This window comes from Kitasatospora sp. cg17-2, from assembly GCF_054031055.1.
Window position 1 is genome coordinate 8,155,669 of sequence record NZ_CM132923.1, and the last position, 20,019, is coordinate 8,175,687.

At 74.2% G+C, this 20,019-nt stretch carries 17 protein-coding genes; 7 read left to right on the forward strand and 10 right to left on the reverse strand.

Going from position 1 to position 20,019, the window contains the following annotated elements:
- Positions 1–11: 11 nt before the first annotated feature.
- Together ACW14Y_RS34335 and ACW14Y_RS34340 are read left to right on the forward strand one after the other, a co-directional pair.
- Positions 12–1,928 (forward strand): non-ribosomal peptide synthetase, encoded by a 1,917-nt coding sequence (locus ACW14Y_RS34335; RefSeq protein ID WP_456984673.1) that lies wholly within the window; start codon positions 12–14, stop codon positions 1,926–1,928.
- A complete protein-coding gene (locus ACW14Y_RS34340) occupies positions 1,925–4,795 on the forward strand; it encodes a condensation domain-containing protein (RefSeq protein WP_456984674.1) in 2,871 nt (956 codons plus the stop codon). Before ACW14Y_RS34335 ends, ACW14Y_RS34340 begins: the two co-directional genes overlap by 4 nt.
- Positions 4,796–4,965: 170 nt before the next feature.
- Here ACW14Y_RS34340 and ACW14Y_RS34345 read toward each other — a convergent pair whose 3' ends face one another.
- From ACW14Y_RS34345 to ACW14Y_RS34375, 7 genes are all read right to left on the reverse strand, one after another.
- Entirely contained in the window at positions 4,966–5,295 is a 330-nt protein-coding gene (locus ACW14Y_RS34345) for a TcmI family type II polyketide cyclase (RefSeq protein ID WP_030396296.1), read from the reverse strand.
- Between the two features lie 39 nt (positions 5,296–5,334).
- Entirely contained in the window at positions 5,335–5,790 is a 456-nt protein-coding gene (locus ACW14Y_RS34350) for an SRPBCC family protein (protein WP_340635186.1), read from the reverse strand.
- Between the two features lies 1 nt (position 5,791).
- Entirely contained in the window at positions 5,792–6,052 is a 261-nt protein-coding gene (locus ACW14Y_RS34355) for an acyl carrier protein (protein ID WP_266273105.1), read from the reverse strand.
- 116 nt (positions 6,053–6,168) lie between these two features.
- On the reverse strand, positions 6,169–7,410 hold the full coding sequence (locus ACW14Y_RS34360) for a beta-ketoacyl synthase N-terminal-like domain-containing protein (RefSeq protein ID WP_456984675.1): 1,242 nt from the start codon (positions 7,408–7,410) through the stop codon (positions 6,169–6,171).
- A gap of 5 nt (positions 7,411–7,415) precedes the next feature.
- Positions 7,416–8,675 (reverse strand): beta-ketoacyl-[acyl-carrier-protein] synthase family protein, encoded by a 1,260-nt coding sequence (locus ACW14Y_RS34365; protein WP_402724101.1) that lies wholly within the window; start codon positions 8,673–8,675, stop codon positions 7,416–7,418.
- On the reverse strand, positions 8,672–9,106 hold the full coding sequence (locus ACW14Y_RS34370) for a cupin domain-containing protein (RefSeq protein WP_266314382.1): 435 nt from the start codon (positions 9,104–9,106) through the stop codon (positions 8,672–8,674). Before ACW14Y_RS34370 ends, ACW14Y_RS34365 begins: the two co-directional genes overlap by 4 nt.
- A 162-nt stretch (positions 9,107–9,268) precedes the next feature.
- Complete coding sequence (locus tag ACW14Y_RS34375) at positions 9,269–10,435, reverse strand: SchA/CurD-like domain-containing protein (protein ID WP_380308386.1); 1,167 nt, start codon at positions 10,433–10,435, stop codon at positions 9,269–9,271.
- A gap of 303 nt (positions 10,436–10,738) precedes the next feature.
- Here ACW14Y_RS34375 and ACW14Y_RS34380 point away from each other — a divergent pair, with 303 nt between their 5' ends.
- Positions 10,739–12,364 carry an FAD-dependent oxidoreductase gene (locus ACW14Y_RS34380; protein ID WP_456984676.1) on the forward strand — a complete coding sequence of 542 codons (1,626 nt, stop codon included), beginning with the start codon at positions 10,739–10,741 and terminating at the stop codon, positions 12,362–12,364.
- A 69-nt stretch (positions 12,365–12,433) separates the two neighbouring features.
- Here the strand turns inward: ACW14Y_RS34380 and ACW14Y_RS34385 are convergent, their stop codons facing one another.
- Positions 12,434–13,993 (reverse strand): APC family permease, encoded by a 1,560-nt coding sequence (locus ACW14Y_RS34385; RefSeq protein WP_380308392.1) that lies wholly within the window; start codon positions 13,991–13,993, stop codon positions 12,434–12,436.
- 428 nt (positions 13,994–14,421) lie between these two features.
- Here ACW14Y_RS34385 and ACW14Y_RS34390 point away from each other — a divergent pair, with 428 nt between their 5' ends.
- Positions 14,422–15,738: a DUF2254 domain-containing protein gene (locus tag ACW14Y_RS34390; protein ID WP_380308390.1), complete on the forward strand. Its 1,317-nt coding sequence runs from the start codon at positions 14,422–14,424 to the stop codon at positions 15,736–15,738.
- Between the two features lie 87 nt (positions 15,739–15,825).
- On the opposite strand, the gene ACW14Y_RS34395 is transcribed toward ACW14Y_RS34390, so the two are convergent.
- The gene (locus ACW14Y_RS34395; protein ID WP_375977382.1) at positions 15,826–16,137 is read right to left on the reverse strand and encodes a hypothetical protein; all 312 of its coding nucleotides are present in this window, start codon (positions 16,135–16,137) and stop codon (positions 15,826–15,828) included.
- Positions 16,134–16,523, reverse strand: coding sequence for an SAV_915 family protein (locus tag ACW14Y_RS34400; protein ID WP_380309143.1), 390 nt, complete (start codon positions 16,521–16,523; stop codon positions 16,134–16,136). The genes ACW14Y_RS34395 and ACW14Y_RS34400 overlap by 4 nt, the downstream gene beginning before the upstream one ends.
- A 235-nt stretch (positions 16,524–16,758) precedes the next feature.
- Here ACW14Y_RS34400 and ACW14Y_RS34405 point away from each other — a divergent pair, with 235 nt between their 5' ends.
- From ACW14Y_RS34405 to ACW14Y_RS34415, 3 genes are all read left to right on the forward strand, one after another.
- Entirely contained in the window at positions 16,759–17,238 is a 480-nt protein-coding gene (locus ACW14Y_RS34405; protein ID WP_402724097.1) for a helix-turn-helix domain-containing protein, read from the forward strand.
- Positions 17,231–17,662: a DUF4180 domain-containing protein gene (locus ACW14Y_RS34410; RefSeq protein WP_456984677.1), complete on the forward strand. Its 432-nt coding sequence runs from the start codon at positions 17,231–17,233 to the stop codon at positions 17,660–17,662. The genes ACW14Y_RS34405 and ACW14Y_RS34410 overlap by 8 nt, the downstream gene beginning before the upstream one ends.
- Positions 17,663–17,792: 130 nt before the next feature.
- Complete coding sequence (locus tag ACW14Y_RS34415) at positions 17,793–20,015, forward strand: NADP-dependent isocitrate dehydrogenase (RefSeq protein ID WP_456984678.1); 2,223 nt, start codon at positions 17,793–17,795, stop codon at positions 20,013–20,015.
- The last annotated feature ends 4 nt before the right edge of the window (positions 20,016–20,019 follow it).

A 20,019-nucleotide genomic window follows, 5' to 3' on the forward strand; every position in this document is an offset into this window, starting at 1 on the left:
GCTGACCTCCTATGACTCCCTCCCGCTCCACCGCCGGTACCGCCGACCTCGCCGCCGCGCCCGCCACCGTCCCGGCGCTGGTCGCCCGGCAGGCCGCCGAGCGCCCCGAGGCGCTCGCCGTCACCGACGGCACCACCACCCTGACCTACCGCGAACTCGTCGACAACGCCCGGAGGTTGGCCGCCGAGCTGACCGCCCGCGGGGTCGCCCCCGGCAGTGCCGTCGGCGTGCTCTGCGCCCGCGGCAGCCGGATCGCCGTCGCCCACCTCGCCGTCTGGTGGGCCGGCGGCCATGTGCTGCCGCTCGACCCGGCGTACCCGGCCGCGCGCCTCACCGCGATGCTCGACGACGCCGCCGTCCGGCTCACCCTCGGCGACAAGGCGCTGCTGGCCGAACTCGACCTGGCCGAGGACCGCTCGCTGGTGCTCACCGAGACCGGCCCCGGCGGGACCGGCGACGACGAGCACGGGCCGGCGCCGGTCGACCCCGATCCGGCCGCCGCCGCCGTCGTCTACTTCACCTCCGGCTCCACCGGGCGCCCCAAGGGCGTCCTGGTGCCGCACCACGCCGTCGCCGAGCTGGTCACCGCCGCCGACGGGGTCGTGCTGCGGCCCGGCGACCGGATGCTGGTCCGCACCTCGGCCGGCTTCGACCTCTCCACCCTGGAGCTCTGGGGCCCGCTGGCCAACGGCGCCGCGCTCGCCGTGCCGACCGCCGAACGCCCCAGTGCGGAGGAACTCGCCCGCGACGTCGAGCGGTTCGGCGTCACCCACGCCGTGCTCGCCACCGCCCTGTTCCACCAGCTCGCCGCGCGCGGCTCACGGATCTTCGGGGTGCTGCGGCACATCGTGGTCGGCGGCGAGGCGCTCGCGGCCGAGCACGCCGGGGCCGTGCTGCGGACCTACCCGTGGCTCGAACTGGTCAACGGCTACGGCCCGACCGAGGCCACCACCTTCGCCACCCTGCACCGCGTCCGGCCCGCCGACTGCGCGGGCCCGGTGCCGATCGGCCGCCCGTTCGGCGGCACCGGCGCCGCCGTCCTCGACCGGGACCGCCGGCCCGTCCCGGACGGCACCCGCGGCGAACTCTGGCTGACCGGACGGCTGGCGCTCGGCTACCTCGGCCGGCCCGGGCTGACGGCCGAGCGGTTCGTCGAACTCCCCGGCCTGGGCCGGGCGTACGCCACCGGCGACCTGGTCTCCCGGCGGCCGGACGGCGTCCTCGACTTCCACGGCCGCCTGGACGACCAGGTGAAGGTGCGCGGCTACCGGATCGAGCCCGGCGAGGTCGAGCACGCGCTGTGCGGCCTGCCCGAGGTTGCCGAGGCCGCCGTGGTGGTGCGCCGCGCGGGCCGCGAGGACGCCGCGCTCACCGCCTTCGTGGTCGCCGCCGAGGGCTTCCGCCCGGTCGTCGAGTCGCTGCGCCGACAGCTCGCCGAGCGCCTCCCGGCCCATCTGGTGCCCACCGCCTGGACGGTGCTGGACACCCTCCCGCTGACCGGCAGCGGCAAGGTCGACCGCCGGGCGCTGGCCGCCGAGGAGGAGCCGACCGAGAACGCCGGGCCCGTCTCCGGGTCCGTCTCCGAGCCCTCCGCCCTCGGCCCGATCGAGCAGGTCGTCGCGGCCGCCTGGTCGCGCGCCCTGGAGACCGAAGTGACCACCCCCGACGCGGAGTTCTTCGCCCTGGGCGGCCACTCGCTGCTCGCCATGTGGGTGGTCGACGACCTCCGCGAGGACCTGGGCGTCGAACTGCCGCTCGGCGACTTCCTGAGCCGGCCCACGGTGGCCGGCCAGGCCGCCCTGATCGAACGCGCCCTGCTCGCGGCCGATCCCTCCGACGCGGCTGAGGCTGCGACCGCGACCGCGACCGCGGCCGCCGACCCCGACCTCGTGACCGCCGGTGCCCACGCCCAGGAGTCCACCCGATGACCGCCCCGATCGACCAGGCCGAACTGCTCCGCCGGGCCCGGGGCCGCACCAGGACGACCGCGCCCGGCACCCCGGCCGCCGGCCCCGTCCCGCGCGGCCCCGCCCCCGGCCCGGCCCCGCTCTCCCACGCCCAGCAGCGGATGTGGCTGATGGACCGCCTCGGCCAGGGCGGCCCCCGCTACCACGTCCCGCTCGCCACGCGGTTGAGCGGCCCGCTGGACCGGGACGCCCTCGCCACCGCCCTGACCGGCCTCACCGCCCGCCACCACATCCTGCGCACCCGCTACGGCCACCGGGACGACCGGCCGCACCAGGAGCCCGCACCGCCCGCCCCGGTCCCGCTCCCGGTCCGGGACGCCGCCCCCGAGGACGCCGCCGCCCTGCTGCGGGCCGAGGCGGCCCGCCCGTTCGACCTCGCCGCCGGGCCCGCCCTGCGCGCGCTGCTGCTGCGGCACGCCCCGGACGAGCACACGCTACTGCTGACGATCCACCACATCGCCGTGGACGGCGGCTCGCTGCCCGTCCTCGCCGAGGAACTCGGCGCCCTGTACGCGGCCGCCGTCGAGGGCCGCCCGGCCGACCTGCCCGAACCGGAACTCCAGTACGCCGACTACGCCCGCTGGGAACGCGCCCGCGACGACCGGCTCGCCGAAGCGGCCGCCGCCCGGGCCGCCCGGCTCACCGGCGCCGGACCGCTGCCGCTGCTGCGTCCCGTCCCGCCCGGCACCCCCGAACGCCGCGCCGTCCTGCACAGCGCGCCGCTCACCGCCGACACCCTGGACGGACTGTGCCGGCTCGGTGCCCGGCACGGCGCGACCGCGTTCACCGTCGTCCTGACCGCCGCCTTCGCGGCCCTGCGCGCCGCCACCGGCGGCTCCGACCTGGTGCTCGGCTGCGCGGGCGGCCACCGCTCCCGGCCCGAACTGCGGCGGCTGGTCGGCCTCCAGGTCAACACCCTGCCGGTCCGCGCCCGGCTGCCCGAGCCCGACGGCGACCCGGCCTTCACCGAGCTGCTGACCGTCGTCCGCACCGCCCTGCTGGACGCCCAGGAGCACCACGAGGTGCCCTTCGACCTGGTCGTCGAGCGCCTGGGCGCCGCCGCCCGGGGCGCCGACGGCACCCCGCTGCTCGCCGTCAGCTGCGACCTGGTCCACCCGGCCGAGCCGCTGACGCTGCCGGGCCTCACGGCCGAGGCGGTGGAGGTCGACCTCGGCCTCGCCAAGTTCGGTCTGACCCTGCTGGTCGAGGACGGTCCGAGGCCGCGCTGCCTGCTCCAGCACGACCCGGCCGCCCTGGACGAGGCCACCGCGGCCCGGCTGCACGCCGTCTTCGCCGACCTGCTGACGGTCGTCGCCACCGACGCCGACCGCCCGCTGTCCCACCTCCCCGGCGAGCGGCTGCTCGACGAGCGGCCCACCGACAAGCGGCCGGTCGACGACCGGCACCCCGCCGTCGCCGCCCTGCTCGCCGACCCCCGGGTCACCGACGCCGCCCTGCACCTCGCCGCGCACGGCCCCGCCCTCGCCTACGCGACCGTCAGCGGCCCGGTCGCCCCCAGCGGCGCCGAACTGCGCGCCGCCCTCCGCCGCCGGCTCGCCGGGCCGGAGCAACTGCCGCTCGCCGTCACCCTGCTGGACCGCATCCCGCGCGGATCGGACGGGGCCCTCGACCCCGGCCGGCTCCCCGGCGCGCCCACCCCCCACCTGGACACCGTGCGCGAGGTCTTCGCCGAACTGCTCGGCACCCGGCCGTCGGCCGAGGGCGACTTCTTCGGCCTGGGCGGCCATTCCCTGGTGGCCGTGCAACTGGCGGAGCGGCTCCGCGCGCGCCTCGGCCTGCCGCTGACCGGCCTGGACGTGCTGGAGCGGCGGACTCCCCGCGCCCTGGCCGCCCTGCTCGCCGAACGCGCCGCCGAGCGCGGCAGCGGCGCCCGCCGCCCCGCCGCCGGCACCGGGACCGCCCGCGCCGCCCGGACCGGGACGGTGCTGCTCACCGGCGCCAGCGGCGGCGTCGGCGCCGCCCTGCTCCAGGAACTCGTCGCCCAGGGCCGCCCCGTGCGCGCCCTGGTCCGCCCCGAGTCGGCCCATCTGGTGGCCGGGGCCGGGGTGGAGGTCGCCGAGGGCGACCTCGCCGACCCGGACAGCCTGCGCCGGGCCGTCGAGGGCGCGGAGACCGTGATCCACGCCGCCTGCACCTTCACCGAGCACGCCGTCGACCTCGCCGCCATGCGCGTCCTGGTCGAGGGCTGGCGCGGCACCGGCGGGTTCGTCTTCGTCAGCAGCATCGACGCCTACGGCCGGCCGGAGCCCGGGGAGGTCCCCGAGGGCGGCCCCTCGGCCGGGCCGCTCACCCCGTACGGGCAGGCCAAGCTCGACTGCGAGCGGATCCTGCTGGACGCCGCCCCGTCGGCGGCCGGCCCGGTCGCGGTGGTCCGCTCGCCGATCGTCTGGGGCCCGCACCGGCGGCTGCGCGACCAGCTCCGCTGGGGCGCCACCGGTGCCCTCTACCAGGCCGCGCTGGCCGGCCGCCCGATCCTGCTGCCGGAGCCCGCGGCCGGGTGGGCGGGGGCGAGCTGGGTGCACTCCGCGGCCCTGGCCCGGGCGGTGACGGCGAGCCTCGGCGACGCGCCCGGCCGGATCGTCAACGCCGTCACCGGCCATGTCTCCTGGGCCGAGTTCAGCGCCGAACTGGTCCGGCTGCTCGGCTCGTCGAGCACCGTCGCGCACGGTCCGGACGCCGAGGCCGAGCTGCTGCGCCCCTGGTCCTACCGGGCCGACGCGCTCGCCGGGCCGCTGGCCCCGGAGCCCGGCGAGGACTGGCGCACCGTGCTCGCCGCGATGACGGCACCGCCCGCCGGGACGCACTGACCGTGCCCGCCGGGCCGCGATGACGGCACCGCCCGCCGGGACACACTGACGCTCCGACGGCGGGATACGACCCGCCCGCACGACCCGCCCGCACGACCCGCCCGCACGAGCGGACACCCCGGGGGCCCGAGGCCCGCGGGGTGTCCGCTCGTCGTGTCACCGGTACGCGCTCAGCCGCGGCGCTCCCAGCGGTAGAACTCGCGCGCCATCGCGTCCTTCGGCCCCCGCCAGGTGGCCGGGTCGTACGCCTGGACGTAGGCGGTCAGCGTGTCGCTGAGGGAGCGGAACTCGGGGTGGCCGACCACCTGGGCGACGGCCGGTCCGGGCGGCCGGTCCGCCTCGATGAGGTGCAGGTACACGTCGCCGAACTGGAACAGGCTGCGCCCGGTGACGCCGATCAGATGGGGGAGTTCACCCCGGTTGTCGGAGTCGGCGAAGGCCTCGGCGATGCCGGTGGCCGCGTCGGGCTTCATCCGGGCGACGATCAGGGCGCGGTGGATCCCGGTGGTCCGGTTCTCGGTCGTGGGGGACGTCATGGCTCAGAGCTCCGCGGCCTTCTTCTCGACCTTCTCGCGGATCAGCTGCAGCTGGATCCGGGAGTTGCGGTTGATGTGGTTGACCATGCCGTCGTCGTCGACGGGCGCGGTGGGCTTCATCGCGAAGTCCTGCACCCAGCGCATCCGGGTGCCGGACGGCACCTCCGAGTACTCCCAGTGGATCTCCATGAACTCGAACGGGCCGGGTTCGACCCGCCGGGCCCGCACCTCCAGCTCGGAGCGGTCGGTGGTGCGCTCGGAGACCCAGCTCCAGACCTTGCCGTCGTCGTCCGGGTGCATGGTCAGCCGGAAGGTGACCCGGTCGCCGTCCCGCTCCAGCACCTCGACCGAGGCGTACTCGCTGAACAGCTGCGGCCAGTTCTCCAGGTCGTTGGTGATCTCCCAGACCAGGTCGAGCGGGGCCGCGATGACGATCTCGTTGTCCGTGTGTCCGGGCATCTCAGGCACCCGCCTTCGCGGTCACGGCGGAGTTCACCAGGGCCAGGAACTCGGCCGGGGTCTTGGCCGACTCCGCGCCGTTGGTGACCTTGACTCCGTGCCGGTTCTCCAACTCGCCGACCACGCCGAGCAGGCCGAGGGAGTCCACGCCGAACTCGTCGAAATCGGCGCCGGGCCGCTCCAGTTCGACCGGGTCGATCTCGACGCCGGCCCGGGCCCGGATGAGTTCCGCGAGTTGGGGATAGTTGAGGGTGTTGCTCACGGGGGTGTCCCTTCGTAGCGAGCGAGTGGTTGAGCGGTGGAGCGTGGGGCGTGGAGCGGTGGGGCGTGCAGCGGTGGGGCGTGGGCGTGCCGCGGGAGGACGGTCCGGCGGCGGGGTCAGTCCGGTTCGCCGCGCCGCAGCACCAGCGCCGAGTTGGAGCCCATCAGGCCGCGGCTGAGCACCAGGGCGGTGCGCAGTTCGGCCGGCCGGGCGCGGCCGGTCACCAGGGCCAGGTCGTGGGCGACCTCGGTGACGTTCGGGGTGGGCGGCAGGACGCCGTCCTCCATGGCGAGCACGGCGGCGACCGTGTCCAGCGGCGGCGCGCCGCAGTAGGCCCGCCCGGTACCGGACTTGGGGGCGGTGACCGGGACCCGCTCGGCGTAGGGGCCGAGCGCGTCCGCCAGCGCGAGCGCCTCGGCGCGGTCCGCGGCCGGGATGCCGAGGGCGTCGGCGAAGACCACGTCCACCTCCTCCGGCGAGATCCTGGCCCGGTCGAGGGCGATCCGGATCGCCGCCGCCAGTCCCTCGCGGGACTCCGCCCAGCGGGAGGCGCCGGTGAAGGTGGCGCCGTGCCCGGCCACGTACGCCCGGACGGCTGCCCCGCGTCGGCGGGCGGTGGCCTCGTCCTCCAGCAGCAGCATCGCGCCGCCCTCGGCGGGGGCGAAGCCGGCCGCGTCGGGGGAGAACGGCAGGTAGGCCCGGTCGGGCCGGTCCACCAGGCTCAGTTCGGGGTAACCGAGCTGGCAGACCATCGAGTACGGCGCGAGCGGGGCCTCGGCGGCGCCGACCACCACCGCGTCGGTGCCGTGCGCGACGGACCGGGCGGCGTGCGCGATCGCGTCCAGTCCGCCGGCCTCGTCACTGGCCACCACCCCGCACGGGCCCTTGTAGCCGCCGCGGATCGACACCTGGCCGGTGCTGGCCGCGTAGAACCAGGCGATGGACTGGTAGGGGCCGACGAACTGCGGTCCCTTGCCCCACAGTTGCTGGAGCTCGCCCTGGCCGAACTCGCCGCCGCCGGAGCCGGCCGCGGTCACCACGCCGACCGAGTAGGGGTGTTCGGGATCGGCGACGAATCCGGCGTCCGCCACCGCCTGGTCGGCGGCGGCCATCGCGTAGTGCGTGAACCGGTCGGTCTGCACCAGGTAGCGGCTGTCGATGACGGCCTGCGGGTCGAAGTCCCGCACCTGGCCCGCGACACGGAGCGGGAGGTCCGCGCAGCCCTCGCGCGATATCCGGTCGAGGACGCTCACGCCCTGCCTGGTGGCCTTCCAGAAGGCATCGGCCCCGACGCCGTTGGGTGCCACCACACCCAGGCCGGTGATCACCGCCCGGCGTTCCTGTTGACGTGACGTCATGGATCTCACCCCGTTCTCGTGAGCACGACGGCGGACTGGAATCCGCCGAAGCCGCTGCCGACCGAGAGGATGTGGCGCAGCGGGGTCTCCCGGGCGGTGCGCGGCACGTAGTCCAGGTCGCACTCCGGGTCGGGTGTCTCGTAGTTGGCGGTCGGCGGCACCACGCCCCGGTCCAGTGCGAGGGTGCAGGCGACCACCTCGATCGCGCCGATCGCGCCGAGCGAGTGCCCGACCATCGACTTGATCGAGCTCATCGGCGTCCGGTAGGCGTGCTCGCCGAGCGAGCGCTTCACGGCCGCCGTCTCGTGCCGGTCGTTCTGCTTGGTGCCCGAGCCGTGCGCGTTGACGTAGTCGACGTCGGTGCGGTCGACCCGGGCGTGGGCGAGCGCCTGGTCGATCGCCCGGGACATCTCCAGCCCCTCCTGGGTGAGGCCGGTCATGTGGTAGGCGTTGCCGAAGGTGGCGAAGCCCCCGATCTCGCCGTAGATCCGGGCGCCGCGCCGCCGGGCGTGCTCCAGTTCCTCCAGCACCAGGACGGCGCCGCCCTCGCCGAGCACGAAGCCGTCCCGGTGGGCGTCGAACGGCCGGGAGGCGTGTGCCGGGTCGTCGTTGCGTTCGCTGGTGGCCTTGATGGCGTCGAAGCAGGCGACGGTGATCGGTGAGATCGGCGAGTCCGAGGCCCCGGCGATGCAGATGTCGGCCCGGCCGTCCTCGACCGTCTGGAAGGCGTAGCCGATGGCGTCCAGGCCGGAGGTGCAGCCGGTGGAGACGGTCTGCACCGGTCCGTGGGCGCCGGTGCGCTCGGCGACCGCCGAGGCGAGCGTGCTGGGCGCGAAGGCCCGGTGCAGCTGCGGTTCGGCCAGCCGGTGGTCGACGTCCCAGCGGGCGCCGCCGGCGCTGACCAGGGCGTAGTCGTGCTCCAGCCGGGTGGTGCCGCCGACGGCGGTGCCGAGCGAGACGCCGATCCGCCACGGGTCCTCGGCGGCCAGGTCGAGTCCGGCGTCGCTGATCGCCTCGTCCGCCGCCACCATCGCGAACTGGACGTAGCGGTCGGCCCGTTGGACTTCGTCCGGGCCGAGCCCGTGGGCCGCCGGGTCGAAGTCGCACTCGGCGGCGATCCGGGAGCGGAACCCGGCGGGGTCGAAGAGCGTGATGCCGCGGGTCGCCGTCCGCCCGGCGGTGAGGAGGTCCCAGAACGCGGGGACCCCGACCCCACCGGGCGCGACCACGCCGATTCCGGTGACGGCGACCCGTCGGCGGCTCACGAAGCCACCTTGGCGTGTTCCGGCGGCCCGGCGTTGACCGCCGCCCCGGTCTCCTCGGTGTCGACGTGGCCGAGTTCGGGGCGCGGTGCCAGCGGGCCGAGGTGGAAGACCATCTTGGCCACGGTGTCGCCGACGTTGCGGAACCGGTGGCGCATGTTGATCGGGATCATCAGCCCCTGCTCGGGCTTGAGGATCCGGGTCTCGCCGTCCAGGTCCACCTCCAGGTCGCCGGTGACGACGAAGACGAACTCCTCGGAGTAGGGGTGGTAGTGCTCGCCGATCCGCTCGCCGGGCTCCACGATGGCCAGGCCCATGAACCCGCTGGTGGCGCCGCAGGTGGCGGGGGTGAGCATGGCGCGCAGGTCGCCGCCGCGCCGGCGGTTCTCCGGGGCCTCGGAGACGTTCACGATCCGTGGGTACTGCGTGGACATGGTTTCTTCCTTCTTGCCGGGTGTTCCACCGGGTGGGCCGCCGGGTGCTGCCGGGTGGGCCGCCGGTGCTGCCGTGTGCTGCCGGGTGCTACCTGGTTCCGCCGGGGTTCCGGCCGGTGCCGCCGCGGGCGGCGGTCCGGACCGGAACGGACCGACGGAACGTCAGGAGTCCTGCGAGGTGCGGTCGGTGACCGGGTTCATGGCGCGCGCGGCGAGGAAGGCGCGCAGTCCGGCGTCGGTCCGCAGGTCGACCTCGGGGCCGAGGTCGAGCAGCCGGCCGAGCACGGCGGCCTCGCGCTCGCCGGCGATGCCGAGTGCCGCCGCCGGGTCCGCCTCCGGCGGCACCCGCAGGTCCACCAGCCGGACCACGACGTCGTCCCGGTGGAACACGGTGCTGGTCGCGACCGGACCGGTCGGGTCGACGGTGGCGAGCTCGTCGTACTCGGCGAGGAGGTCGGTGACCGCCTGGCCGTTGCCCGGCTTCACCGGGTACAGCACGGCGTGCCGGTGCGGCCGCCCGGCGGCCGGGGAGCCGGCCACGGCCTGGTTCTCGGCGGGCAGCGCGGCCCGGGCGAAGAAGGCGCGCGCCGCCTGCGGGTCGCCCAGCTGGCGGGCCTCCTCCAGGTGCGGGTTGATCGCCTCCTCGACGGCCCGGACCTCGGGCTGCATGGCGACGTGTCGCAGCGCGTCGCCGAGGCTGCCGATCACCTCGACCGCGCGGACGACGCGGTTGCCGTGCATGAACAGCGAGGTGCGGCGCAGCCGGGTGGTCGAGTCGACCTCGGCCCGGGGGGAGGCGTAGCCGGACAGGATCCGGGCGACCTCGGGCTCGGTGCCGGGCTTCACGGTGAAGGTGAGCGCGTGCCGGACCACGCCGTCCGGGCCGGGGTCGGCCTTCGGCGGGCCGACCTGCCCGGACGGGGCGGTGCGCGGCAGTCCCTCCGGCACGTCGGCCGGGGCCCGGGTGCCGGTGGCGCCGGCGGCGGAGGTCTCGCGCAGGATCGTGTAGCGCATCGAGCGGAAGGTGTCGCTGACGCAGCCGTGCATCGGCTTGACCATCTCGCGGTGGGCCGGGCTGTCCACCCACTCCAGGAAGGTCTCCTGGTCCTCCCACTCGCTGGTGATGAGCCACTGGCGGGGGTCGTTGATGGACTGGCAGAGCTGGTCGCTGACGTGGCCGGGCACGGTGGCGACCTGGTGGCGGAGCTGCTCGTAGACGTCCATGAAGCGCTGCTGGGCGCCGTCCTGGATCTCCAGCATCAGCACTACGCGCAGCCGGGTGTCGGAGGCCGAGTGCTGCCGCGCGGGCGGTTCGGACAGAGTCGTCATGATCCACTTTCTGCTTCTGGGCCGCACGCGTCGGGGGCCGCGTGCGGCGGCTCCGGTGCCGGTCGGGCCGGTCGGCCTCCGGCGGGGAGGGGTGCTGGGGTGGCGTCGGCCACCAGGTCTGAGGTCGATCGTGCGCGGTGCTCCCGGGTGGCGCGAGCCATGCGGGCCATCCGAGCGATGAAGCGCCAGAACGGCCCCGGCGCGGGGGACGGTAGGACCGGGCCGCCGTGTCCGCGGGCCCCTCCGAGGGTCGCGCCGAGCCCCGCATTCGGCCCCGAACTCCCGTACAGGCTGGAGCAATTGATGAATCCGAAGGTGGACGACCGGGTACCGGTCCTGATCGTCGGCGGCTCGTTGGTCGGGCTGTCGGCCGCACTCTTCCTGGGCCGACTGGGTGTCAGGCACCTGCTGGTCGAGAAGCACGCCGACACCTCGCGTCACCCGCGTGGCCGAGGCAACAACGTCCGGACGATGGAGCTGTACCGGGTGGCCGGCATCGAGGCGGCGATCCGCGAGGCGGCGTCCGTCCTGGCCCCGAACCACGGCATCCTGCAGGCCCCCTCGCTGACCGGCGAGGAGCAGGAGTGGCTGTTCCGCGAGATCGACCCGGGCGGGCGGCTGGCCCGCTTCAGCCCCAGCTCCTGGTGCCTGTGCAGCCAGAACGACCTGGAGCCGGTGCTGCGCCACGCCGCCCGGGACCTGGGCGCGGACATCCGCTTCGGCACCGAGCTGCTCTCCTTCGAGCAGGACGACGAGGGGGTGACGGCGCTGCTGCGCAGCCGGGAGACCGGGGAGGAGCGGACCGTCCGGGCGCAGTACCTGGTCGCGGCGGACGGCCCGCGCAGCCCGGCCCGCACCGCGCTGGGCATCGGCCAGAGCGGCCAGGGCGAGCTGTTCCACAACGTCAGCATCACCTTCCGGGCGAAGCGGCTGGCCGAGGCGGTCGGCGACCGCCACTTCATCGCCTGCTACCTGACGAACCCCGAGGCCGACGGCGCCCTGCTGCCGGTCGACAACCGGGAGGAGTGGGTGTTCCACGCACCGTGGCACCCGGAGCACGGCGAGCCGCTGGAGGCGTTCACCGACGAGCGCTGCGCCCGGCACATCCGGGCCGCCGTCGGCCTGCCGGAGCTGGACGTCGAGGTGACCGGCCGGGCGCCGTGGCACGCCGCCGAGCGGGTGGCCGAGAGCTACTCCTCCGGGCGGGTGTTCCTGGCCGGGGACTCCGCCCACGAGATGTCCCCGACCGGGGCGTTCGGCTCGAACACCGGCATCCAGGACGCGCACAACCTGGCCTGGAAGCTCGCCGCGGTGCTCTGCGGCTGGGCCGGTCCGGGTCTGCTGGACACCTACGGGCAGGAGCGCCGCCCGGTGGCCCGGGTGACCAGTGAGCGGGCCTCGGCGCGTTCCGCCGAGCACAGCCACCCGGGCTACGCGGTGGTGCCGGGCGTCGGCCGGCAGGCCGGGGTGCTGGCGGTGGCGCTCGGCTACCGCTACCCGCAGGGCGCGGTGACCGGCACCGACCCGGGGGGCCCGGTGGTCCCGGAGGCCTTCGGGTCGACGGGCGAGCCGGGCAGCCGGGCGCCGCACCAGTGGCTGCGGCGGGCCGGGGTCCGGCTCTCCACCCTGGACCTGTACGAGCAGACCATGGTGCTGCTGACCGGTTCGGCGGGCACCGGCTGGCAGGAGGGCGCCCGCCGGGCGGCGGACCGGCTGGCCGTCCCGCTGGAGGCGTTCCGGATCGGTGCGGACGGCGAGGACGACCTGGCCCCCGAGCCGGGCGAGGACTTCGCCGCCCTGCACGGCATCGGCCCCGACGGTGCCCTGCTGGTCCGCCCGGACGGCTTCGTGGCCTGGCGCGCCGAGGGCCCGGCCGAGGACCCGGCCGGGGAGGTCGAGCGGGCCCTGCGCGAGGTGCTCGCCCTGTAACGCGGTCCAGGACAGCGGAACGGGCCCGCCGGTGCGTACCGGCGGGCCCGTCCTGCTGGGTGGCGGGGGTCAGTGGCCGCCCGCGTCGACCACCTCGACGTCCTCGATGTTCTGCTCGATGACCTCGGCGGGCAGGGCGACCCGGATCGCCCAGAAGTAGATCGCCAGCGAGAACACCGTGACCGCGGCCATGTCCCACCACATCGGGATCCGGCCGGTGCCGTCGCCGAAGCCGCCCTGCCAGGAGACCAGGCCCAGGCCCAGCAGGTAGACCGGCAGCCACTGGGCGGGCCGCAGGTCCAGGCGGGGGGCGTTCGGCAGGCCCTTGCGGGTGGCGTAGAAGGCGTAGCTGCCGAGCAGGCCGTAGCCGACCACGATGGCGATGCCCAGGCGGGAGAGGGTGTGCCAGCCGGACCAGTAGATGATCAGGCTGGAGACCACGAAGGAGGCCGGGGCGATGACCGCGCCGCCGGGCAGGCGGTAGGAGCGCTCGCGGTGCGGCAGCCGGCGGCGCAGCGCGCCGAAGGCCAGCGGGGCGCCGGCGTACATCAGCACGCTGGCGGAGACGATGAAGCCGACCAGCTCCTGCCAGCTCGGGAAGGGCAGGAAGCAGATGACGCCGGTGACGAACGACATGACCAGGCCGAACCACGGGGTGCCGCGCTTGTCGACGCGCTCGAAGAGCTGCGGCGCGTAGCCGTTCTTGCTCAGGCCGTACGCGATGCGCGAGGTCGACGTGGTGTAGATGAGGCCGGTGCCGCCGGGGGAGACGATGGCGTCGAAGTACAGCACCCAGGCCAGCCAGCCCAGGCCGACCACGGTGGCGAGGCCGGCGAACGGGCCGTCGATGCCGGGGAAGTCCAGCTTGTCCCAGCCGTTGGCGAAGGAGGCGGCGGGCAGCGCGGCGATGAAGACGACCTGCAGCAGGACGTAGATGACGGTGCCGATGGCGACCGAGCCGAGCACCGCGCGCGGGATGTCGCGCTTGGGGTTCTTGCTCTCGCCGGCCAGCTGGATCGCCTGCTCGAAGCCCAGCAGGGCGAAGATGATGCCGCTGGCGCTGACCGCGGTGAGCACGCCCTTGACGCCGAACGGGGCGAAGCCGTGCGAGCTGAAGTTGGAGCCGTGGAAGTTGGTCACGGCGAGCACGAAGATCGCGAACAGCGGGACGAAGATCTTCAGCCAGGTGGTGGCGCTGTTGGTGCGGGCGAGCACCCGGACGCCGAGGAAGTTGACCGCGACGAACAGGCCCATCAGCAGCACGGCGACCACGAAGCCGCTGGTGGTGAGGGTGCCGTTCTCGTTGAGGAGGCTCTTCGCGAACTCCCAGTGCCCCGCGTAGCCGATCATCGCCTCGACCTCGATCGGGGCGACGGTGGCGGCCTGGAGCCAGGAGAACCAGCCGAACGACATGCCCGCCAGGCCGCCGAAGGCGTAGTGCGGGTAGCGTGCCGTGCCGCCGGCGACCGGGAACATGCCGCCGAGCTCGGCGTGCACGAAGGCCAGCAGGACGATCGCGACCGCGCCGATGCCCCAGGCGACGATCGCCGCGGGGCCGGCCACGACGACGGCGTTCTTGGCTCCGTAGAGCCAACCCGAGCCGATGATCGATCCGACCGAGGCCCACATGAGGCCGATCAGGCCGACCTCGCGCCGGAGCGAGCGGTGGGTGGTGGTGCCGGCGGTGCCGGTGCTCGATCCGGGCGGAGAGAGCTGGTTGAGGGAAGCCATGCGCAATCTCTCTGTGCTGTGGGAGCTCCGGCTGTACGGAGCGCGGAGAGTTGCCACACAGTAGGCGTATTCATAGACCTCTGCACAGATTTCATTACTGAATGTTTACCTACTTCGCGGGATATTCCCGCAGGTAGGAGGCCATGTGTTCATGTGCCCGTTACGTGACTCGCGAGTAGTTCCGCTATCTGAGCGCGAATTGAGCCTCGCTCCGTACTCGTGCAATATGGAGGGCGTCCGGATTTATAGAAATCGGCTGGAGCGCATAGAAATACCGCTGCGTGGCGTGCCGGGGGCTCTCGCGCGCGGACGCCTAGCCTGGGGCGATGACCGACCGCCAGACCGGGCCGCGGCCGCCGGTCCGCTACCGACCGCTCTCCCCGCTGCGCGAGCACCTGCGCGAGTCGTTCTGGTTCGCCCCGCTGCTCGCCTGCGTCGCCGCCGTGCTGCTGGCCGGGCTGACCGCCGAGCTCGACGAGGCGGTGGTGAGCCAGAGCGTCGCCGACACCGATGCGGTCGACGAGCTGCTGCGCTTCAACAGTGCCGCCAAGTCCGTTGTGTCCACGGTGAGTTCGGCGATGCTGACGTTCATCGGCGTGGTCTTCTCGATCTCGCTGGTGGCCCTGCAGATGGCCGCCAGCCAGTTCAGCCCGCGGGTGCTGCGGCTCTACGTCCGCAGCCGGCTGACCAAGGCCGCCTTCTCGGTCTGCCTGGCCACCTTCCTCTTCGCGCTGCTGGTCCAGTTCAGCTACGACGACTCCACCGACCCGGCCAAGCTCACCTCGGTACCGGTCTTCTCCAGCGTGGTGGCCGTCCTCCTGGTCGTGCTCAGCCTCGGCCTCTTCGTGCTCTACGTGCAGTCCACCATGAGGCTGCTGCGCGTCCCGCACGTCATCGACCGGGTGGCCGACGAGTCGATGACCGTGCTGCTCCAGTACCGGCTGATGCCCGCCGAACCCGCGCCGCCCGTACCCGCCGAGGCGTACACCCTGCTGCACGAGGGGCGCTCCGGGGTGCTGCGGGACGTCAACATCGGGCGGCTGCTGCGGATCGCCCGCAAGCACGACGCGGTGCTGCACCTGGTGCCCAGGATCGGTGACTTCATCGCCCCCGGGACCCCGATCGTCCGAGTGGCGGGCGAGCGCCCGCCGCGCTCGCGGCGGATCGCCCAGGCGCTCAACGTCGGCGTCGACCGCACCATGCACCAGGACCTGAGCTTCGGCTTCCGCCAGCTCGTGGACATCGCGATCCGCGCGCTCTCGCCCGCCGTCAACGACCCGACCACCGCCGTGCAGGCCGTCGACCGGATCCACCAGCTGCTCGCGACGCTGCTCCACGAGAGCTTCGGCGACCTCTGCCACCGTGACCGGAACGGTGCGGTCCGGCTGGTCGAACCGGTGCCGGGCTGGTCGAGCATCGTCGACCTCGCCTTCACCGAGATCCGCCTCTGCGGCGCCGGCCACCCCCAGGTGACCCGCCGCCTGACCGCCGCGCTGGACGACCTGCTGCGGATCGCCCCGGACCTGCGCCGGCCCGAACTCCTGGAGCAGCAGGTGCTGTTGGTCCGCGCGGTGACCCAGGAGCAGGCCGACCCGGAGGTCCGGGCCTTCGCCCTGCGCCCGGACCGCCAGGGCATCGGCTGACCGGCCCGGGCGCCGCGACGCGGGGTGGCCCGGGGGCCCGGGGGCTCGGGTGCACCGGCCCGGGCCCCCGGGGGTTCTCGGGGGCCCTCAGGGCACCGGCCGCAGGGTCGGCCGGGCCGGTACGAGGGCGCGGAGCACCAGATCGACATGGACGTGGGCCGCGCCGGCCCGGAGCAGGGCGGCCGAGACGGCGCGCAACTCCTCCGGTCCCGTGCAGGCCAGCCGCAGTTCCAGATCGGCCCCGCCGGCCAGCGCCAACCCGCTCTGCACCGCCGGGAGTTCGGCGACCAGCCGGTCGAAGTCCAGCGGGACGGGGCCGAAGCTCACCCGGGCGAGGGCGTGGAGCGGCCGGGCCGGCTCGGGCCGGGGCGCCTCGGGGACCAGATGGAGTGCGCTCACCGGCGCTGCAGCCGCGCACCGGACCGGGTGGTGGGACGCCCGGCGCCGGGGCGGGCGGCGCCGTCGGCGGCGGACGGACCGCCAGGGCCGTCGGCCCGGGCGGCGGTCGGCGGGACGGCGGGTGCCACGGCCGGGGGGACGACCGGTGCGGCGACCAGTCGCGGGTCCAGGACGAGCTCCTCGACGCCGAGCGGCGCGGTGAGCGCCCGCAGCGCCGGTTCGCCGAGTTCGACGGCGGCCTGCTCCGGGCCGAGCAGCTCGGCGAGCGCGCCCGCGGAGCTGAAGCCGACGGCGCAGCGGCGCCCGTCGCGCAGGCGGAAGAGGCGGAGGGAGGTGGTCCGTCCGGTGACGGTGACCGGGACGTGCCAGACGACGACGCGGGCCATGCGGGTACTCCCGAGTGGTGGAGAGGGGCCTGCCGGAACTGCACCTCCGACGCTAGGACCGTCGCGGCCGGAGGGAGAACCTTCCTGACGCAGCGTTGACCGAATGCAGCGCCGCGTTGACGAAGTCCTGACGGTCGGGTGCACCGCTCACCGGACGCCCTTCCCCATCCTTCCCTATCGTGACCTGTGTCATGGTAGTTTGCGTAACGAAGCGACAAGGTGAAGGAGGCGGCCGGTGCCGGAGCACCCCCCGGAGTACTTCTCGGTCGAGCAGGTTGCCGAACTGCTCGGACTGCACGTCCGCACGGTCCGCGGCTACGTCCGCGACGGCCGGCTGCGGGCCACCAGGATCGGCAAGCAGTACCGGATCGCCCGCCGGGACTTCGAGTCCTTCGCCGGCGGCCCCGGTGCCGGCGGCGCCGATGCCACCACCGAGTCCGAGGCCCCGCCGCCCGCGGCCCCGGGACCGCTGCACGCCGAGGCGTCCGCCGTGGTGCAGATCGACGCCATCGGCGTCCGGGAGGCCGCGCGGCTGTCGAACACCCTGCTCGCGGCCGTCTCCGGCCCGCGTGGCGGCGGCGTTCCGCTGCGGATCGAGACGCTGCACAACGAGGAGCGCTCGACCCTCAAGGTGATCGTCCTCGGCGCCCCGGCCGACACCGCCGAGCTGCTGCTCCTCGTCCACACCCTGACCACGGAGAACCGCCATGTCTGAGCCGCTCCCGATGCCCGCCCCCGCTCCTGTGTCCTCGGCCGCCCCTTCCCCGGTCGTGGTGCGGCTGTCCGCCGACGGCCCGGTGGTCCGCGCACCGGCCGACGGCATGGACCTGCTCGGCGAGGCCTTCGCCCAGGACGCCGAGTGGCTGGTCGTGCCCGCCGCCCGGTTCGGGGCGGAGTTCTTCACCCTGGGCACCCGACTCGCCGGGGAGGTCACCCAGAAGTTCGCCCAGTACCGGGTCGGCCTCGCGGTGGTCGGCGACCTCTCCGCGTACACGGGGGCCAGCGGCGCGCTCCGGGACTTCGTCCGGGAGAGCAATCGGGGCCGCCAGCTGTGGTTCCTCGCCGACGAGGCCGAGTTCGACGCCCGGATCGACGCGCTGGGCGAGGCCCGGAACGGTGCCTTCCGGCCCTCCCGGTGACCCGTTCGGCTTGCTCCCGGGCGGCATCGGGTCGACCGTGGAGCTGATCCGTGCCGGGGGGAGGTGGAGCGGAGGGCCGGTCACGAGATATCTTGACGTCAAGACGTTGGAGACGTGAAGCGGAGTACCGATGACTGACTCGACCATCATCTATACGCACACCGACGAGGCGCCTGCTCTGGCGACGTACTCGTTCCTGCCGGTCGTCCAGGCGTACGCCTCGACCGCGGGCGTGAAGGTGGAGACGCGCGACATCTCCCTCGCCGGGCGGATCATCGCGAGCTTCCCGGAGCGTCTGACCGAGGACCAGCGGATCGGCGACGCGCTCGCCGAGCTGGGCGCCCTGGCCAAGACCCCGGGTGCCAACATCATCAAGCTGCCGAACATCTCGGCCTCGATCCCGCAGCTCAAGGCCGCCGTGGCCGAGCTGCAGGCGCAGGGCTACGCGCTGCCGGACTACCCGGACGACCCGCGGACCGACGAGGACAAGGACGTCCGCGCCCGCTACGACAAGGTCAAGGGCAGCGCCGTCAACCCGGTCCTGCGCGAGGGCAACTCCGACCGCCGCGCCCCCGCGTCGGTCAAGAACTACGCCAAGACCCACCCGCACCGCATGGGTGCCTGGTCGGCGGAGTCCAGGACCAATGTCGCCACCATGGGTGTGAACGACTTCCGCTCCACCGAGAAGTCGACCGTGATCGGCGAGGCCGGCGCGCTGCGCATCGAGCTGCTCGCCGAGGACGGCACCACCACCGTGCTGCGCGAGTCCGTCCCGGTGCTGGCCGGCGAGGTCGTCGACGCCTCGGTCATGCGTGCCGCCGCGCTGAACGAGTTCCTGGCCGCGCAGGTCGCCCGCGCCAAGGCCGAGGGTGTGCTGTTCTCGGTCCACCTCAAGGCCACCATGATGAAGGTCTCGGACCCGATCGTCTTCGGCCACGTGGTCCGGGCGTTCTTCCCGCAGACCTTCGCGAAGTACGGCGAGACGCTGGTCGCCGCCGGTCTGAACCCGAACAACGGCCTCGGCGGCATCCTGGCCGGCCTGGACGCGCTGGAGAACGGCGCCGAGATCAAGGCCTCCTTCGAGGCCGAGCTGGCCGCCGGTCCGGCCCTCGCCATGGTCGACTCGGACAAGGGCATCACCAACCTGCACGTGCCGAGCGACGTCATCGTCGACGCCTCGATGCCGGCCATGATCCGCACCTCCGGCCACATGTGGGGCCCGGACGGCCAGGAGGCCGACACCCTGGCCGTGCTGCCGGACAGCAGCTACGCCGGTGTCTACCAGGCCGTCATCGACGACTGCCGCGCCAACGGCGCCCTGGACCCGGCCACCATCGGCTCGGTCCCGAACGTCGGCCTGATGGCCCAGGCCGCCGAGGAGTACGGCAGCCACGACAAGACCTTCGAGATCGCCGCCGCGGGCACCGTCCGCCTGGTCGACGCCGCCACCGGCGAGGTCGTCCTGGAGCAGGCCGTCCAGCCGGGCGACATCTTCCGCGCCTGCCAGACCAAGGACCTGCCGATCCGCGACTGGGTGAAGCTGGCCGTCACCCGCGCCCGGGTCAGCGGCGACCCGGCCGTGTTCTGGCTGGACGAGACCCGCGCCCACGACGCCGTGCTGATCGAGAAGGTCAAGGCGTACCTGCCGGAGCACGACACCACCGGTCTGCGGATCGAGATCCTGGCCCCGGTCGAGGCCACCACGTTCTCGCTGGAGCGCATCCGCCGCGGCGAGAACACCATCTCGGTGACCGGCAACGTGCTGCGCGACTACCTGACCGACCTGTTCCCGATCCTGGAGCTGGGCACCAGCGCCAAGATGCTGTCGGTCGTCCCGCTGATGAACGGCGGCGGCCTGTTCGAGACCGGCGCCGGCGGCTCCGCCCCGAAGCACGTCCAGCAGCTGGTCAAGGAGAACTACCTGCGCTGGGACAGCCTGGGCGAGTTCTTCGCGCTGGCCGCCAGCTTCGAGCACCTGGCCCGCACCACCGGCAACGCCGGCGCCCAGGTGCTGGCCGACACCCTGGACCGCGCCACCGGCACCTTCCTCAACGAGGACAAGTCGCCGAGCCGCCGCCTCGGTGGCATCGACAACCGCGGCAGCCACTTCTACCTGGCCCTGTACTGGGCCCAGGAGCTGGCCGGCCAGACCGAGGACGCCGCCCTGGCCGAGGCCTTCGCGGGCCTGGCCAAGACGCTGACCGAGCAGGAGGCGACCATCGTCGAGGAGCTCGGCGCCGTGCAGGGCTCCGCGGTCGAGCTCGGCGGCTACTTCCAGCCGGACCCGGCCAAGGCCGCGGCCGTGATGCGTCCCTCGAAGACGCTCAACGAGGCGATCGCCAACCTCGGCTGATCCC